Raw genomic sequence first — 15,689 nt, forward strand, 5'->3', positions numbered from 1 at the left:
ACAATAACGCCGCACCTATGCAGGAATGCCCTGTTATGGGCGGATGCATCAGCGTTCTTGTCCCGTCTTTCGGGGACAGACGTGCAACGCATCCATCGCTAGAGTCGAAGTGCGATGGATGACTGAATAATGGAGAACGAAATGCTGTCACCGAGGACACACACGCAGCAGGTTCATGATGCACAACGCTACATGAACTGCACATTGCACAACGGCGTGGTGTACACCGGTGGTGCAAACCCGCACTGCGTCGACTCTATCGCCATCCGGGAGGGGCGCATTGCGTGGGCCGGCCGGTATTCGGATTGTCCTGGCGTGTTCAGGGACCACGAGGCGATCGACCTGCGCGGCCGTATGATCGTCCCGTCGTTTACCGATTCTCACGCTCACCCCGTGGAAGGTTTTCAGTTGATCTGCGATGCGGATCTCGGCACGGCGGATTCGTTTGAAGCCATTGCGCAGGGGGTGCGCCGCTGCGCACGCGAGCATCCTGAGCGGAGCTGGGTCATGGCCGGCAATGTATCGCTCGAAGCCATGGGATCGAAGCTTAACCGCGAGACACTGGACACGTTCGTTGCGGACCGTCCGCTGATGTTGATCGGCCACGACGTCCACTCGGGTTGCGTGAACAGCGCTGCACTGCGTGCGCTGGGCGTCGATGCCGCGACACCCGACCCCGAAGGTGGCATCTACGAGCGCGATGGGGACGGGCAGCCCACTGGCGTGGTGCACGAGGCGGCGCTGTACTCGATGTTTCGTCATCTGCCGCAAATGGGTCCGGCCGAATCGGCGCTAGCGTTCAGAAAAGCGCAGCAGCAGGCGCATCGGTTCGGTATTACGGGGTGGTTCGAAGCCATGGCCGGGCAACGGCTCGTGGAGGCCTATGCGAACGCGCGCGATGCCGGAGAATTGAAAGCAAACGTGAGCCTCGGCTTGCTGGTGTCGCCGAACCTGCCGCTCGGTGCGCAGATCGACAAGCTCTGCGAATGGCGGGCGGCCTACGACGGTGGCCGTCTGCGGCTGCATACCGCGAAGATCTTCATTGACGGCGTGATCGAAAGCCATACCGCCGCACTGCTTGAACCCTACGCGGACGTCATGCACGCCGGCGATGCACACTGGACCCCGCGACAGTTGCGCGAGGCCGTGTTCACCGCCGACGCCGAAGGCTTCGACCTGCACTTCCACACGATTGGCGATCGTGCCGTACGCATGGCGCTCGACGCGCTCGACGCGCTGAAACGCGAGCGCCCCAGTCGTGACCGTCGCCCGCAACTTGCGCACGTTCAGATGATCGATGAGGCCGATGTCGCGCGGTTCGCGCAAGTCGGTGCGATCGCCTCGGTTCAGGGTGTCTGGGCCGATATTTCGCCGGACCTGCTGGGCCTTTACAGGCAACGTCTCGGCGATGCGCGCATTGCTCGCCAATATGTGTTCGGCGATCTGGTTCGGGCCGGCGCAAGGCTTTCGGGCGGCTCGGACTGGTCCGTCTCGACGCAAAATCCGATGGTCGCGATGGAGCATGCGGTGCGCCGCGCGCGTGCTGGCCAGCCAGACGCGCCCGTGTTTCTCCCGGAGCAGCGCGTCAGCCTCGATGTGATGATGCAGGCGTACACCCATCATTCCGCATTCAGTCTGCGTTTCGACGATCAGGCCGGGCACATCGCACCCGGCCGCCTCGCGTCGCTCGCGGTGCTGTCGCATGACCTCCGCGCGGTGGAATCGCATCGGCTGGCGGAGGTGGATGTGGAGCTGACCCTGTTCGAGGGCGAGGCAGTGTATGGCGGTCTCGATTGAGCTTCCGGTGCTTACCGCAGGTGGAGGACCACGACGGATGCAAGCGGCAAACATCCGACGATGGACTCGGCCGCGCAAGCCATCGCGGCGGCTTGCTGCCGCGCGGCGTTGCGAGCAGAAGCCCATCATGCAGCCGGCTATTTCAGTCTGCGGCCCAACGTCTCTCGCACCATTGCCAGACCGATCAGCGACAACAGCCCGCATCCGATGATGTAATACGCGGGTGCATTGGCGTTGTGGGTCAAATGAATCAGCAGCGTAGAAGAAAACTGGGCAAAACTGCCGAACACCACGATCGCCGCGTAATAGCTGAAGGACAGGCCCGTGGCGCGGAGCCGCTGAGGCAGCACTTCGCTCACCAGCACGAGGGTTGACGGCGAGGTCATTGCCATCGGCACGGCTAGACAGGTTGCCACTGCCAGGAGGCAGGGCAACGAAGGATGGTTATTCAGGAAGGCGAAAGCCGGATAGATCATGATCAGTAGTGCCACGCGTGACCACCAGACAACAGTGCGGCGGCCGCAGCGATCGCTGAGCCAACCCGATAGCGGGGAGAGAAGCATGAGCACGAGCGAGCCGACGAAACCGGCCCAGATCGACTGGGACAGTGGAATGTGCAGTTGGATCGCGGCGTAATTGGGCAGATAGAACACGACCACGTGCACGGCGGACGCGAGACCGATCATCAGAAGCACGCTTGCCAGTAATTCGCGCCAATGCTCTTTCACCAGCTGCCGATGGGTGTCGGCATCACGCTCTCCCCACTTCTTCGGTACGAGCGTTTCGTCAAGGCGACTGCGAATCATCACGCTGACAGGGATCACGAGAGCGCCGATCACGAACGCCATCCGCCAGCCCCATGAGCCTAGCGCGGACGGTGTGAGAACATTGGTCAACGACAGCGCAACGAGTGCGGCAAAGACCGCCGCGAGCCCCTGGCTGAATGGCTGCCAGCTCGTATAGAAGCCACGCGACTTCTCATCTGCGTACTCGAGCAGCATGGCGCTCGCCGGCCCCATTTCGCCGCCGATCGCAAAGCCCTGAAGGAGACGGGCAACCGTCATCAGGATTGGCGCGAACAGGCCGATCTGCGCGTATGTCGGCGTCAACACGAGAAGCGCTGCGCTGATGGCCATCAACCACAGCGTGAGTATCACCGCGGGCTTGCGTCCAACCCGATCCGCGTAAGCGCCGATCACCAGTCCGCCGATCGGCCGCATCACGTAACCAAGGCCGAATGCGGCGAACGACAGCAATAGCTGGCCGTACCGGTCGTTGACAGGGAAATACATCGGTCCGATAAGCGTGGCGAAAAAGTTGTACACAACGGAGTCGTACAGCTCCAGACCGCTGCCGATTGTAATCGCGGCGATCGTCCCCGGTTTGGAGAGTGGCCGGGATACGGATCGGCTCGAAGCGCCTGGACGTGCTGGCGCATGAGAGGCGCTGCGTTGGTTGGACATCGATGTCTCCTGAATTGTCTGGCGGCGCCAGTGTTTGCCCGCTCTTTGGCGGATTGGAACGGTAATGCGGTACGGCGTGTGCGGCTCGTGCTGTGGTGCGAGACCGCTCGTTTCCTTCGTCGTGCCGGCCCGGTCGAGCCTCGAAACGGTTTCACCCGGCCGGGCCACGTTGCTGTGTCACCGGGTCATCCGATCGAGGACATCATGCTGCTGGTTTTGAGCCTGCGAAACCGGATCGCGCCATCGCTGCATGAGTTGCTCCCACCGTACGCGCGCCGCAGCGAGATTGCGCGCCTTGATGTGACCGTATCCTCGAATTCCTTCCGGCACGCTGGCAATTTCGAGCGCAACGGTAAGATTGTCTTCAGAGAGACCCTTCAGCACTTCCTCGATGCACGCACGGTATTCGCTGATGAGTCGACGCTCCGTGCGACGTTCCTCTGTACGGCCGAACGGGTCGAACGGGGTGCCGCGCAGCACTTTTAATGCAGCAAGCCCACGGAAGGCCGGGCGAACCCAGGACCCGAACGGACGCTTGATGGGTTCACCGTTCGCGTTGCGTTTGGCGAAGAGCGGCGGTGCCAGGTGATGCACGAGGCGGACGTCGCCCTCGAACATCGTTCCTATGCTTGAGGTGAACGCGGCGTCTGTGTGCAGGCGCGCAACTTCATACTCGTCCTTGTACGCCATCAGCTTGAACAGGTAACGTGCCACCGTTTCGGTCAGGCGATGGCTGCCGAATCGCGATTCCGCGGCGCGCACCTGATCAACGAACGCTTCATAGCGAACGGCGTATGACTGGCTCTGGTATTGCGTGAGAAATGTGGCACGCTTGCTGATGAGTTGGTCGAGCGATGGCTTTTTTGTGATCTGGATCACCTGCGCATTGGCGTCGCGTACCGGCACGCTCGCGAGGTCGTGCGCGCAGTGCCGTCCCCATTCGAAGGCCGCCTTGTTGTTTTCGACCTGTACACCGTTCAGTTCGATTGCGCGCATCAGCGATTCGCGCGTCAGCGGCACACGGCCCTTTTGCCACGCATACCCGAGCAGCATCAGATTGGAGTAGATCGACTGTCCGAACAATTGTGTTGCGGTCAGTTCGGCATCGAAAACGCCCATTTGTCCGGGCGCGACGCCACGGGTGATCGCCGCCATGGCCTCGTCGCCGGGCGCTTTCCAGTCAGGATTGCGCACGAACGCGGCGGTCGAGGTGACGTGGCTGTTGAGCACAACGAAGGTCCGCCCAGGCTGCATCATCGAGAGCGTGGACTTTTGCGAACCGACGACCATATCGCAGGCAAGCACCAAGTCCGCCATCGCCACATCGACCCGCGCAGCATGCAGGGCGTCGTCCTGATCCGAAATCTGGATGTGGCTCCAGGTCGCGCCACCCATTTGAGCCATGCCGGTCGCGTCTTGCGTGATTACGCTCTTGCCTTCGAGATGCGCGGCCATGCCGAGCACCTGGCCGATCGTGACAATCCCGGTGCCACCCACGCCTGCCACCACGATACGGCGCGCGATGGCGGCATCGGGCAGTTGCGGTTCCGGTAGTGGTTGCATGTCGGCGAGCGTCACCTTGCGCACGGCTTCAGGCTTCCGAAGCCGTGCGCCTTCGACCGTGACGAAGCTCGGGCAGAAGCCCTTCACGCACGAAAAGTCTTTGTTGCAGGTGTTCTGATTGATCTGCCGCTTGCGCCCAAACTCGGTTTCGAGCGGCTGGACCGCAACACAGTTGCTCTCCACGCCGCAATCGCCGCACCCTTCGCACACCAGTTCGTTGATGACCACATGCTTGTCGGGTTCGGGCATCGTGCCGCGCTTGCGCTCCCGGCGTTTTTTCGTGGCGCACATCTGGTCATAAATGATGACCGTGGCGCCGGGAACGTCCCGCAGTTCGCGCTGGACAGCGTCGAGTTCGTCGCGATGGCGTACGATCACGCCCGTTGCCAAGCCGCTCGCCCCGGCATATTTGTCAGGATCGTCCGTCACCACGACGATGCGTTTGGCGCCCTCGGCCGCCAATTCGCAGGTCATGGCAGGCACGTCGAGTTGGCCGTCGACGGGCTGGCCGCCAGTCATCGCAACTGCGCCGTTGAACAGAACCTTGTACGTGATGTTCACGCCTGCATGGATCGATTGGCGGATGGCAAGCAGGCCAGAATGGTTGTAAGTGCCGTCGCCGATGTTCGCGAACATGTGGTTGCGACGGCTGAACGATGCCTGCCCCATCCATGCAACGCCTTCGCCGCCCATCTGGGACCATGAAGTGGTGGAGCGGTCCATCCAGGTCACCATGCCGTGGCATCCGATACCCGCTGTGGCTTGCGAACCCTCAGGCACGCGGGTGCTCGTGTTGTGCGGGCAACCCGGGCAGAACCAGGGTTTCCGTTCGGAATCTCCCGTGACCAGACTGACTGCGCACTCTCTGGCATCGATTTCCGCGAGGCGGCGATCCATGCGCGCCGCGATATCCGCTGGCACGCCGAACCGCTTCAGGCGAGCCGCAATTGCCTTCGCGATCTGCGCGGGGGAAAGATCCGCCTTCGCGCGTAACAGCCAGTCCTCGCCCGGCGCGCGATGGCTCCATTCGCCGCCGGGATAGTCCGCGCCGGCTTCATGGTATTTGCCGACAATGACGGGGCGTGCGTCGGCGGGGTAATGGTAGAGCTCATCCTTCAACTGCTGTTCCACGAGCGGGCGCTTCTCTTCGACCACGAGGATTTCGCGCAGACCGCGCGCGAATTCCCGGACGCTCGTGGGTTCGAGCGGCCACACGACGCTGATCTTGTGCAACCGGATGCCGAGTGCGCGGCATTGCGCGTCGTCGAGACCGAGGTCGAGCAGCGCCTGGCGCGTATCGCTATACGCCTTGCCGCTCGCGACGATCCCGAAACGGTCATTGGGTCCTTCGATGACGTTGTGGTTCAGGCGATTCGCGCGGATGTAGGCAAGCGCGGCAGGCCACTTGTACTCCATCATGCGCGCCTCCTGCACGAGCGGATCGTCCGGCCAGCGAATATGCATGCCTCCTTGCGGAATCGCGAAGTCGTTCGGAATCACTGTCTGAATGCGGTGGGCATCCGCGAGCACGGAAGACGCTGCTTCGACGACTTCCTGCACCGTCTTCATGCCGGCCCAAAGACCACTGTAGCGGCTCATCGCGAACGCGTGCACGCCGAGGTCAAGAATGTCCTGCACGTTGGCGGGAAAGAATACCGGCAGGCCGCAAGCGATGAAAGTGTGGTCGCTCTGATGCGCGAGCGTGCTGCTTTTCGACACGTGATCGTCACCTGCCAGCGCGATCACGCCGCCAAGCGGCGCAGTGCCCGCAAGGTTTGCATGCTTGAGCGCATCGGCACTCCGATCGACGCCCGGGCCTTTGCCGTACCAGATGCCGAACACACCGTCGTACTTTTTGCTGGGCGCGTCGAACTCCAGTTGCTGCGAGCCCCACACCGCCGTGACACCGAGTTCTTCGTTGACGCCGGGTTTGAATACGACATGCTGCTCTGCCAGAAGTTTTTTCGCCTGCCAGAGTGCCTGGTCGTAGCCGCCGAGGGGTGAGCCGCGGTAGCCCGAGATGAACGCCGCGGTCTTGTGCCCGGCCTGCTCATCGCGCCGGTGTTGCATGAGCGGCAGGCGCACGAGTGCATGCGTGCCGTTCATGAAGGCACGCCCCGTTTCCAGCGTGTACTTGTCGTCGAGCGTGACGACTTCCATGGCCTTACGGGTCGCTGCTGTAAGAGGGGCATTCATATGAAAGTGTCTCGTCGATATTTGTAATAAGGATGGCTAAATGGTTGGGCTGGTTCGGCGCAATGCCGGAGCGTGTGGTCCCTACCCTGGAAAGCTCACGCGTAAGCGATCACCAAGGGCGCGCAGTTCCTGGGCGATGGACACGGGCAATGCCACACCTTCCTGTCGTGCTTGTCGCTCCCGCGCGTCGCCGCGCTCTCCCGGCAGCCGCGCGCCGTCGCCACCTGCTGCACGGTACACCTCGGTCCAGTCGTTCATGTAATCGCCAAATGCCGGCTGCTCGGCGTATTGTTCCGGCCGTACGAGCCATAGAAACGCTCCTTGCATCGCAGCGCGGCGCTGCGGGGCGGGCGCAGGGGCTGCCGCCGTCAACGCACCCGCCAGGCATTCGACCATCATGGCGATGCCGATCCCCTTATGCCCGCCCATAGGGAGCAGCGAGCCACCGAGTGCGCGCTTCGCATCGGTTGTCGGTTGACCTTCGGCGTCGAGCGCCCAGCCCTCCGGAATCGGCTCGCCGTCGCGTGCGGCAAGAAGGATGTGTCCACGCGCAGCGACGCTGCAGGCCACGTCGAACACGATCGGCGCGTGCCCAGGCCGCGGGCAGCCGAACGCAATCGGATTGTGTCCGATGGCCGCCCCGCGGAATCCCTCCATCGCGAGCGCGGGCGGTGTGTGCTGGCCCATCATGCCGAAGGCGCCGCCCTCGGCAGCGAGCAGCGTGTGGATGCCCAGCGCGCCCAGATGGCCGCATGCCTCTATGACAATCAGTACGGAGGCGCTCGTCTTCAGCGCGTCGAGCCCGAGCCGAACCGCGTGCGGACCCGCCAACTGGCCCATCGCGCCGTCCGCATCGACCACGATGCCGCCGGCGAACGCCCTGCTCGTGATCGTGGGCCGCGGATTGAATGCGTCCGACTGGAGCCGCTCGACGTAGGACGCAAGGCGTGTCATGCCGTGCGTACTGTAGCCGCGCAGTTCACTGCGAACCAGCAGCGATGCGGCTTCGGCGGCCTGTGCGGGTGGCACATTACACGTTTCGAAGACCCTGGACGTCCAGCTTTCGAGGGCATCGGGAAGCAGGCGAGCACTCATTGCGCATTCTCTCGCGTGATGACGAGCCGTTCGGAAAACGGCCCGGAATAGATCGACTGGTAGTAGAGCGGCCGGTTGCGCAGCGTGTAGCCGCGCAATTCCATGATGAACCCGGGCTCGTTCGGGTCGATGTTCAGTTCGTTTGCCGCTGCGGCGGGCAATTTACCGAACTGGATCCATTGGTCTACCCGCAACGTCGGCAGCGAAAGCCGTTGGGCGACGAGTTCGCGCAGATTCTTTTCCAGCGCGGCGCGGTCGACACCGCCAAGCTCGGCGAAATCCTCCTCGCGCAGCCAGAACTCGCTGTAGAGATCGAACCGGCCACCCACGCTGATGACGCGCTCGATGCGCACGAATCCGTCGCCGCCGAGGAACTCGGACCATGGCCCCTTGCGTTTCAGCCGTTTCACCGAGCGTGCGTGAACATAGGAGGGAAGGTCGTTGCCATCCGCATCGCGAAAGCGCAGGTAGCGCACATCTGCGGGAGCCACGCGCGAGCCCGACACGAACGTGCCCCGACCTTGCTCGCGGGTGATGAGCCCCGAGTGCACGAGTTGGACGAGCGCCTTCTGGACCGTCCCGACGCTCACGCCGTGGCTCACGGCGAGGTCGCCCTCGGAGGGCAGACGGTCACCTTCGCGCAATGACCCGGATTCGATGTGCCGGATGATCGCCTCCGACACCATGGATAGTTTTGTCATGTTCTCTTAGAGACTGCGTTCAAACCGGCTGACGGCAGTTTCCCGTACATCGAGCACTTCGCTGGCGAGACGCGTTCCCGATGCCACGTCCGTTGCATAGTCGTACAGCCGGTCACCTAGATCCGAAATTTTCATTCCCTGTTCGAGAATGCCGCTGGCGTCGAAATCGATGTTGTCCGCCATGGTCTGCAGAGTATGGATGTTGCCACACACCTTGACAGTGGGAGCGACCATGTTGCCGATGGGGTTCCCGACGCCCGTGCCGAAAAACGTGAGCTGGCATCCGCCCGCGGCGAGCGCGGTCAGGTTTTCGACGGCCGCGGCAGGCGCGTCCATGAAATGAAGTCCCTTGCGGCGGGGCGCTTCGCCGTATCGGAGCACGCCGACAAGCGCGGTCGAACCGGCCTTGGCCATCGCGCCAAGCGCTTTTTCCTCGACGGTGGTCAGCCCACCGCGCTTGTTATCCGGCGACGGTTGGGACTCGCGCATGTCCACGCCGCGCACAATCGCGGCGTGCTCCATCTTCTTGACCGCGTCGACGAACGCTGCTCTGACGGATTCATCTGCTGCCCGCGCGGCGAACAGATGTTCCGCGCCGATGAACTCCGACGTTTCGGAAATGATGACGGTGCCGCCTTCCGCAATCAAACGGTCCGCCATTCGCCCAATGGTCGGATTGCAGCTGAGACCGGACGTTGTATCGGAGCCGCCGCACTCGACGCCGACGACGAGTTCCGACATCGGGCACGCCTCGCGCCGCAGGCTCGAGGCGGCGATCGAGAGCCGCAACGCCTTGCGCGTGCCTTCGGCAATACAGTGAATGGTGCCGTGCGGTTGGAGGTGTACGGTGTCGACCGGCTTGCCGGTATCGCGTATGCGCGAGGCGACGTCCTCGGTCGACGATTCCTCGAGCCCGACAACGAGGACGGCCGCTATGTTGGGATTACGCCCGAGACCGGCGAGCGACTCGTAGGCGAAGTCGAGATCCGCACCATATTGACCCCGTACGAACAGCGTGGTGACGGGAATCGTGCCGTCGACCGCGTTGGCAATCGTCCGGGTCACCGGGTTGCAATTGTCCATGACGGAAATGATGGCGACCCAGTTGCGCACGCCGACGGTGCCATTTGCGCGCCGGTAACCGAGAAATGTTTTCATCTGCTTACCTCGTGTTCAGATCGCCGCGTCCGCGGGTCGAGTCGATGTTGTGTACATGTGCATGTTCGCCGACTGTCAGCGACGTGCGCGCGGTGCCGATGACCTGGCCGTATTTGAGGATCTCCGCGCCACCCGGGGTCTGCGCAATGCAGACCTTGTGCCCGAACGGCACGTCCTGTCGCAGCGTGACCTCGCCTGAGCGTTCACCCTGAAGAACGCAGGAGTCGCCGGTTCTTCCGGGGTCGAGCAGTGTGGCGACATTGTCTGACTGGTTGAGTACGATCGCACGAGGCATTGTGTAACTCCTATATAGGTATTGATCTAAATGTAGGATCCGGGGCATGGTTAGTCAAGCCGAATGTTCCTTATTCAATGAGACACAGAATAGAGTGGGTGCCAAATGTCCTATATAGGTGTTTCCAACTACTCCTATATAGAAGTTGTTGACTTGTGGGTGGCCGCCGTCTATCTTTCAAAGCACGCAATGCAATGCGATGGGCGTACGGACAAGGAGATTTCCGATGAACGTGAAGTCACATCTGGAGAAGATCGCCAGGCTGGAAGCGCTGCGTGCGCGCTTCGATCCGCTGGACGATTTCGAGTTGTGGTTCTGGAGCGGTATGACGGGCGGCACCCATGCCGTCAATGCAGCGCTGCACCATGCGGGGATCACCGCTGCCGACGACATCTACGCGGCGCAGCCAGGGGTTTACCTCGTTCCTCAACTGGATGGCACGTTGCAAGCTGCCTTTCGTCCTTTAGGGGACGTGCTGCATGTGGGCCGGCCTGTTGTCGAGGCGCCCGTGCCCGAAGACATCGCGTCGATGATGCATCTGATGGAAGTCGTGGAGCAGTATCGCGACCCCTGTGTACGCGAGGGTGTCGCACCGACGGCCGCGATCGTGGAAGAGTGCGACAAGGCCTTAAGGGTGTGTTTTCGTCTGTTGAATGAGCGGATGGATGGAGCGTTGCATGAACATTGAACAACACATCGCCGCCGCCGGGCGCATTGAGAACTCGCTACGCAAATGCAGTGTGGACGACGTCGAGATGCAGATCGAAGCGGCGATGCTGGCCGGCACACATTGGCTGAATGCCGCGTTGCACCGCATGGGCGCGACTCAACCGGGTAGCGACGTCTTTCACACCTATCTCCTCACGGTCAACGCGTATCGGAAGCTGTGCGTAGCAAACGAGGAGATGGTTCTCGCGCTGTCCGAAATCGAGGATCTGCGTCCGGCATTCGTGCGCGGCAATATGCCTGGCGCTGAGGCGGCCGCGGACCGTGCGCGTGAGTTGCAATCAGTGATTCGCCTTAAGGCGACGGCAGGTAGCTGACTAGCACGAGAGACCGCCCGTATTCAAAGGAGGGGACAACAGTGAAAGCAGTGCGAGTAGTGCCGACGCCGCAAGGCGGCAAAGTCGAAGTGCAGGACATCCCTGTGCCGGAGGTCGGGGCTGGACAGGTGCTCGTCAGGGTTCGTGCCGCGGGGTTGAATCGCGGCGAGATCAACCAGGCGCGCGAACTCCGTTCGGGTAACACAATTACCGCCGGCGTCGAGCTGGCCGGCGAGGTGGCTCAGGTTGGCGAGGGGGTGAAAGACTGGCGCGAAGGTGATCGCGTGATGGGCCACGGCAAGGGCTGTCAGGCGGAATACGTCATCATGGACCCGCTTGCGCTGATGCCTGTACCGGAAAACCTCTCATGGGTCGACGCGGCCGCTTTCCCCAACGTTTTTATCACCGCGCACGATGCGGTCGTGACGAACGGCGAGCTTCGCAAGGGCGAGTCGATTCTGGTCAATGGCGCGTCGGGGGGCGTGGCGATGGCGGCGATTCAGATTGCCTCGTTGCTGGGCGCGAAGCCCGTGATCGCGACATCCCGCTCCGCGGCGAAGCTCGACAAGCTTAGCCAGTTCGGCGTCGATGTCGGCATCGATTCGTCGCGCGAGTCGCAGCTCGAGGTTGTGATGGCCGCAACCGACAAGCGCGGTGTCGACGTGATCATCGACACCGTTGGCGGCCCGGTATTCGAGGCGAACATGGACAGCCTCGCGGTCAAGGGGCGGCTCGTCAATATCGCGCGTCTTGGCTCGGCGACGGCTCAGATCGACCTGGCGAAGCTGTGGCTCAAGCGTCTGAAACTGATCGGCGTGACGTTCCGCACGCGCACCGAGCAGGAACGGCTCGAATGCGTTCAGGCGTGCGCGCGCGACCTGCTGCCGTTTCTCGAGGCGGGCCGCATCCGGCTGCCGATCGACCGCACCTTTGCGATCGACGAAATTGCAGACGCGCACGCGTACATGCAGCTCGATCAACACGTCGGGAAGATCGTGCTGACGCTCGCGTGAGTTCGCTTAGACCAATGATATCGATTCACAGGAGACTTGAATGAGCATCCAAATTACTCCGTTGACCGGCTCGGTGGGCGGGCTGGTCGAAGGTGTCAACCTGAACGAACCCATCAATCCTGATACGTTCGACGTGCTGCATCGCGCTTTTCTCGAACATGGTGTGCTTGTCTACCGCGGGCAGTTCCTGCAACCTGGGGCACACGTCGAGTTCGCCAGGCTTTGGGGCAACCCCGCGCAAAACAACCCGTTGGACCCGTCTGTGCCAGGCTTTCCCGGCCTGATCCAGGTCACGAAGATTCCAAAGGAGACAGCATCGACGGAGGCGTGGCATTCCGACTCGATATATACATCCGTTCCGCCGAAGATCTCGATCCTCTCGGCCGTCGTCGTGCCGCATGGCGGCGATACGATGTGGTGCAATCAGTACGTCTCCTATGAGCGCCTGTCGCCGACCATGCAGCGCATGCTCGAGGGCTTGCGCGCACGGTTCACAGGGCTGCGGCTCGCCCGAATGAGAGGGATCGATCAGATTCCGTCGGCGGTGCATCCGATCGTTCGAACCCATCCGGAGACCCGCCGCAAGGCACTTTACGTCGGCCATCCCGATACGGCGCAGCAGATCGAAGGTATGACGGTTGCCGAGAGCCGGCCGTTGCTCGACTTTCTGTATGAACACTCCACGACGCCCGACAATATTTACCGCCACATGTGGCAGGCGGGCGATGTCGTGATGTGGGACAACCGTTGCACGATGCACTATGCCGTGCACGATTATGGCGAAGCTGAACGTGTGTTGAACCGCATCACCCTGGAGGGAGAAGTGCCGGTCTGACGCTTCGCCGGATCGCCGGATCGCGCATTGGCAGCGGACCGGTTGGAATCAATGACAAGGGGAATCGCATTCGAATTGATTCGGTATCCGAACAGATAATTGAATCAAAAAAAATCTGGAAAGAGGAGGGGATCACATGAAAAAGACTACTGTTGTAACGGCAGCGGCGGCGATGGCGGCGGCCATTACATCGGCACCTGCGTTTGCGCAAAGCTCGGTAACGCTCTATGGGATTATCGATACGGGCGTCGAGTATTTCACGCACGCCACGCCCACGGGCGGGTCCGTTGCACGAATGCCCGTGGTAGGCGGGGGAGACGTGCCGTCGCGCTGGGGATTGCGAGGGGCAGAGGATCTCGGCGGCAACCTGAAAGCAGTCTTCACGCTCGAAAGCGGTTTTTCTGCGTCAAACGGTGCGCTTCAACAGGGCGGCCGGCTATTCGGTCGGCAGTCTTACGTTGGCTTGAGCGGCCCTTGGGGGCAACTCACGTTTGGCCGACAGTACAGCATGACGAACTGGGGCATGACGGATTCGAACATCATCGGCGCGGGTGGATTCGGCGGCCTGGCTTCGTTTGATCCTTATCTGCTTGCTGCGCGCTTCGATAACGACGTGGTGTATATGGGCACGTTTTCCGGCGTCACGGTCGGCGCGAGCTATTCGACCGGGCGCGATTCGAGTACAGCGGGAAATTGTCCGGGTCAGACGGGCAGTGACTTTCTTGCCTGTCGCGCGATCTCGGCGATGCTCAAGTATGAAGGCAACGCATGGGGCGTGGCTGCGACCTACGACGAGCAGCGCGGCGGTGCAGGCGCGACGGCCATCACCGTCGTCCCGGGTGCGCCAGGTATCGCATTCACGAAGTCCAGCGATACCGATCGACGTTACCAACTGGCTGCGCACCTGAATATCAGCTCGGTGCGTGTCGGCGCAGGATGGCTGCATCGGCTGGTGGAGGGCGATGCACGGTCGGCCAAAGTCGATATCGAATACCTCGGTGCATCGGTGCCTTACGGCGCATGGATCTTCGATGCGCAAGTCTCGCATATCGGCGACAGCGCCTACGACGCCAACGGCACGATGGGCACCCTGCGGGCCAACTACAACCTCAGCAAGCGAACCGCGCTTTACGGCGTATTCGCCTACATGAAGAACAGCGGCAAAGAGGGCATCTATTCGGTGTCGGCCTCAAGTGCGGTTCCCGCGGCTCCGCATCCCGGGTCGAATCAGCTCGGCGTGGAGTTCGGCATCAGACATCTCTTTTGACGCGAAGGCGTGACCGCAACGCGGCGGGCTTCGGTTTGGCAGATGTTGCGCGCGCCACCACCATCCGTGCCCGCGACTGCGGGCCGGTGGTATGGATTATCAGTGTGAAAACAGTATCGCGCAGATATGCGCAATGTGAGGTTGGACATGCAGATTGGAATACCTGCTGAGTCGAGAGAACGCCAGGCATTGGTTGCGGCAACGCCAGAGACCGTCAAAAAGCTTGTCGCTCAGGGGCATGGCGTGACTGTCGAGGCTGGCGCTGGCGAGTGCGCGCACTATACGGACGATGCGTACCGGAATGCGGGGGCGCAGATTGGCGATGCGGCGGCGGCTTATGGCGCACAGATCGTATTGAAGGTCGCTTCGCCGACAGCCGACGAATTGCCACTGATGAAACCCGGCGCGGTGCTGGCGGGCATGCTCGATCCGTTCAACACGGAAAATGCCGAACGGCTCGCAGCGGCAGGGGTGACCGCGTTCGCGCTTGAAGCTGCTCCGCGCACGACGCGCGCGCAGAGCCTGGACGTCCTTTCGTCACAAAGCAACATCGCTGGATATAAGGCTGTGCTGATTGCCGCACACTATTATCCGCGCTTCATGCCGATGCTGATGACGGCAGCCGGCACCGTGAAGGCCGCGCGCGTGCTGGTTCTCGGCGTAGGTGTTGCGGGCTTGCAGGCAATTGCGACCGCAAAGCGTCTCGGCGCGGTGGTCGAGGCCTCCGACGTGCGTCCGGCGGTGAAAGAGCAGATCGAATCGCTCGGCGCCAAGTTTCTCGACGTGCCCTACGAAACCGACGAGGAGCGCGAAGCGGCGCAAGGTGTGAGCGGCTATGCGCGGCCGATGCCGCCTTCGTGGCTCGCACGTCAGTCGGCTCTCGTGCATGAGCGGGCCAAACAGGCGGACATCGTGATCTCGACGGCGCTTATTCCGGGTCGCCCGGCACCAACCTTGATCTCCGTGGATACGGTGCAGGCGATGAAGGCAGGCTCCGTGATTGTCGACCTCGCCGCGGGGCGCGGCCCCGTCATTGACGGACATCGCGGCGGCAACTGCCCGCTCACCGAGCCGGACGACGTCGTTGTTACAGGTAACGGTGTGCAGATCGTCGGCTATACGAATCTGGCCTCGATGGTGCCCGCCGACGCGTCGTCCTTATACGCACGCAACCTGCTCGACTTCCTCAAGCTGATCATTACGAAGGAAGGCGCCCTGAACATCGATCTCGCAGACGACATCGTCGCGGCCACGCTGCTGGCC

General features: G+C 62.1%; 13 protein-coding genes. 7 read left to right on the forward strand and 6 right to left on the reverse strand.

The genetic code is table 11. The features are described from left to right. Nucleotides 1–141: 141 nt before the first annotated feature. Nucleotides 142–1,797 (forward strand): amidohydrolase, encoded by a 1,656-nt coding sequence (locus KHO31_RS36965; RefSeq protein WP_211625784.1) that lies wholly within the window; start codon nt 142–144, stop codon nt 1,795–1,797. Nucleotides 1,798–1,934: 137 nt separating this feature from the next. Here the strand turns inward: KHO31_RS36965 and KHO31_RS36970 are convergent, their stop codons facing one another. From KHO31_RS36970 to KHO31_RS36995, 6 genes are all read right to left on the reverse strand, one after another. Further along, entirely contained in the window at nt 1,935–3,260 is a 1,326-nt protein-coding gene (locus KHO31_RS36970; protein ID WP_201081642.1) for an MFS transporter, read from the reverse strand. 177 nt (nt 3,261–3,437) lie between these two features. After that, nucleotides 3,438–7,019 (reverse strand): indolepyruvate ferredoxin oxidoreductase family protein, encoded by a 3,582-nt coding sequence (locus KHO31_RS36975; RefSeq protein ID WP_211625786.1) that lies wholly within the window; start codon nt 7,017–7,019, stop codon nt 3,438–3,440. A gap of 81 nt (nt 7,020–7,100) precedes the next feature. Next, on the reverse strand, nt 7,101–8,114 hold the full coding sequence (locus tag KHO31_RS36980; RefSeq protein ID WP_211625788.1) for an Ldh family oxidoreductase: 1,014 nt from the start codon (nt 8,112–8,114) through the stop codon (nt 7,101–7,103). Continuing rightward, a complete protein-coding gene (locus KHO31_RS36985; protein ID WP_201081648.1) occupies nt 8,111–8,815 on the reverse strand; it encodes a GntR family transcriptional regulator in 705 nt (234 codons plus the stop codon). Before KHO31_RS36985 ends, KHO31_RS36980 begins: the two co-directional genes overlap by 4 nt. Before the next feature lie 6 nt (nt 8,816–8,821). After that, nucleotides 8,822–9,973, reverse strand: coding sequence for a UxaA family hydrolase (locus KHO31_RS36990; protein WP_201081650.1), 1,152 nt, complete (start codon nt 9,971–9,973; stop codon nt 8,822–8,824). 4 nt (nt 9,974–9,977) lie between these two features. Continuing rightward, nucleotides 9,978–10,268: a UxaA family hydrolase gene (locus tag KHO31_RS36995; protein ID WP_201081651.1), complete on the reverse strand. Its 291-nt coding sequence runs from the start codon at nt 10,266–10,268 to the stop codon at nt 9,978–9,980. A gap of 226 nt (nt 10,269–10,494) precedes the next feature. Between KHO31_RS36995 and KHO31_RS37000 the strand changes: the two genes are divergently transcribed. The 6 genes from KHO31_RS37000 to KHO31_RS37025 all read left to right on the forward strand — a co-directional run. Continuing rightward, nucleotides 10,495–10,956 (forward strand): hypothetical protein, encoded by a 462-nt coding sequence (locus tag KHO31_RS37000; protein WP_201081653.1) that lies wholly within the window; start codon nt 10,495–10,497, stop codon nt 10,954–10,956. Continuing rightward, nucleotides 10,946–11,311, forward strand: coding sequence for a hypothetical protein (locus KHO31_RS37005; protein WP_211625790.1), 366 nt, complete (start codon nt 10,946–10,948; stop codon nt 11,309–11,311). The genes KHO31_RS37000 and KHO31_RS37005 overlap by 11 nt, the downstream gene beginning before the upstream one ends. A gap of 41 nt (nt 11,312–11,352) precedes the next feature. Then, on the forward strand, nt 11,353–12,324 hold the full coding sequence (locus KHO31_RS37010; RefSeq protein WP_201081657.1) for a zinc-binding dehydrogenase: 972 nt from the start codon (nt 11,353–11,355) through the stop codon (nt 12,322–12,324). 40 nt (nt 12,325–12,364) lie between these two features. Beyond that, nucleotides 12,365–13,159, forward strand: a complete 795-nt coding sequence (locus tag KHO31_RS37015; RefSeq protein ID WP_201081659.1) for a TauD/TfdA dioxygenase family protein — start codon at nt 12,365–12,367, stop codon at nt 13,157–13,159. A 136-nt stretch (nt 13,160–13,295) separates the two neighbouring features. Then, entirely contained in the window at nt 13,296–14,426 is a 1,131-nt protein-coding gene (locus tag KHO31_RS37020; protein ID WP_201081661.1) for a porin, read from the forward strand. A gap of 147 nt (nt 14,427–14,573) precedes the next feature. Next, nucleotides 14,574–15,689, forward strand: a 1,116-nt coding sequence (locus tag KHO31_RS37025) for a Re/Si-specific NAD(P)(+) transhydrogenase subunit alpha (protein WP_211625800.1), incomplete at its 3' end; no start/stop codon positions are given.

It is taken from the genome of Paraburkholderia domus (genome assembly GCF_905220705.1).
GTDB lineage: Bacteria > Pseudomonadota > Gammaproteobacteria > Burkholderiales > Burkholderiaceae > Paraburkholderia > Paraburkholderia domus.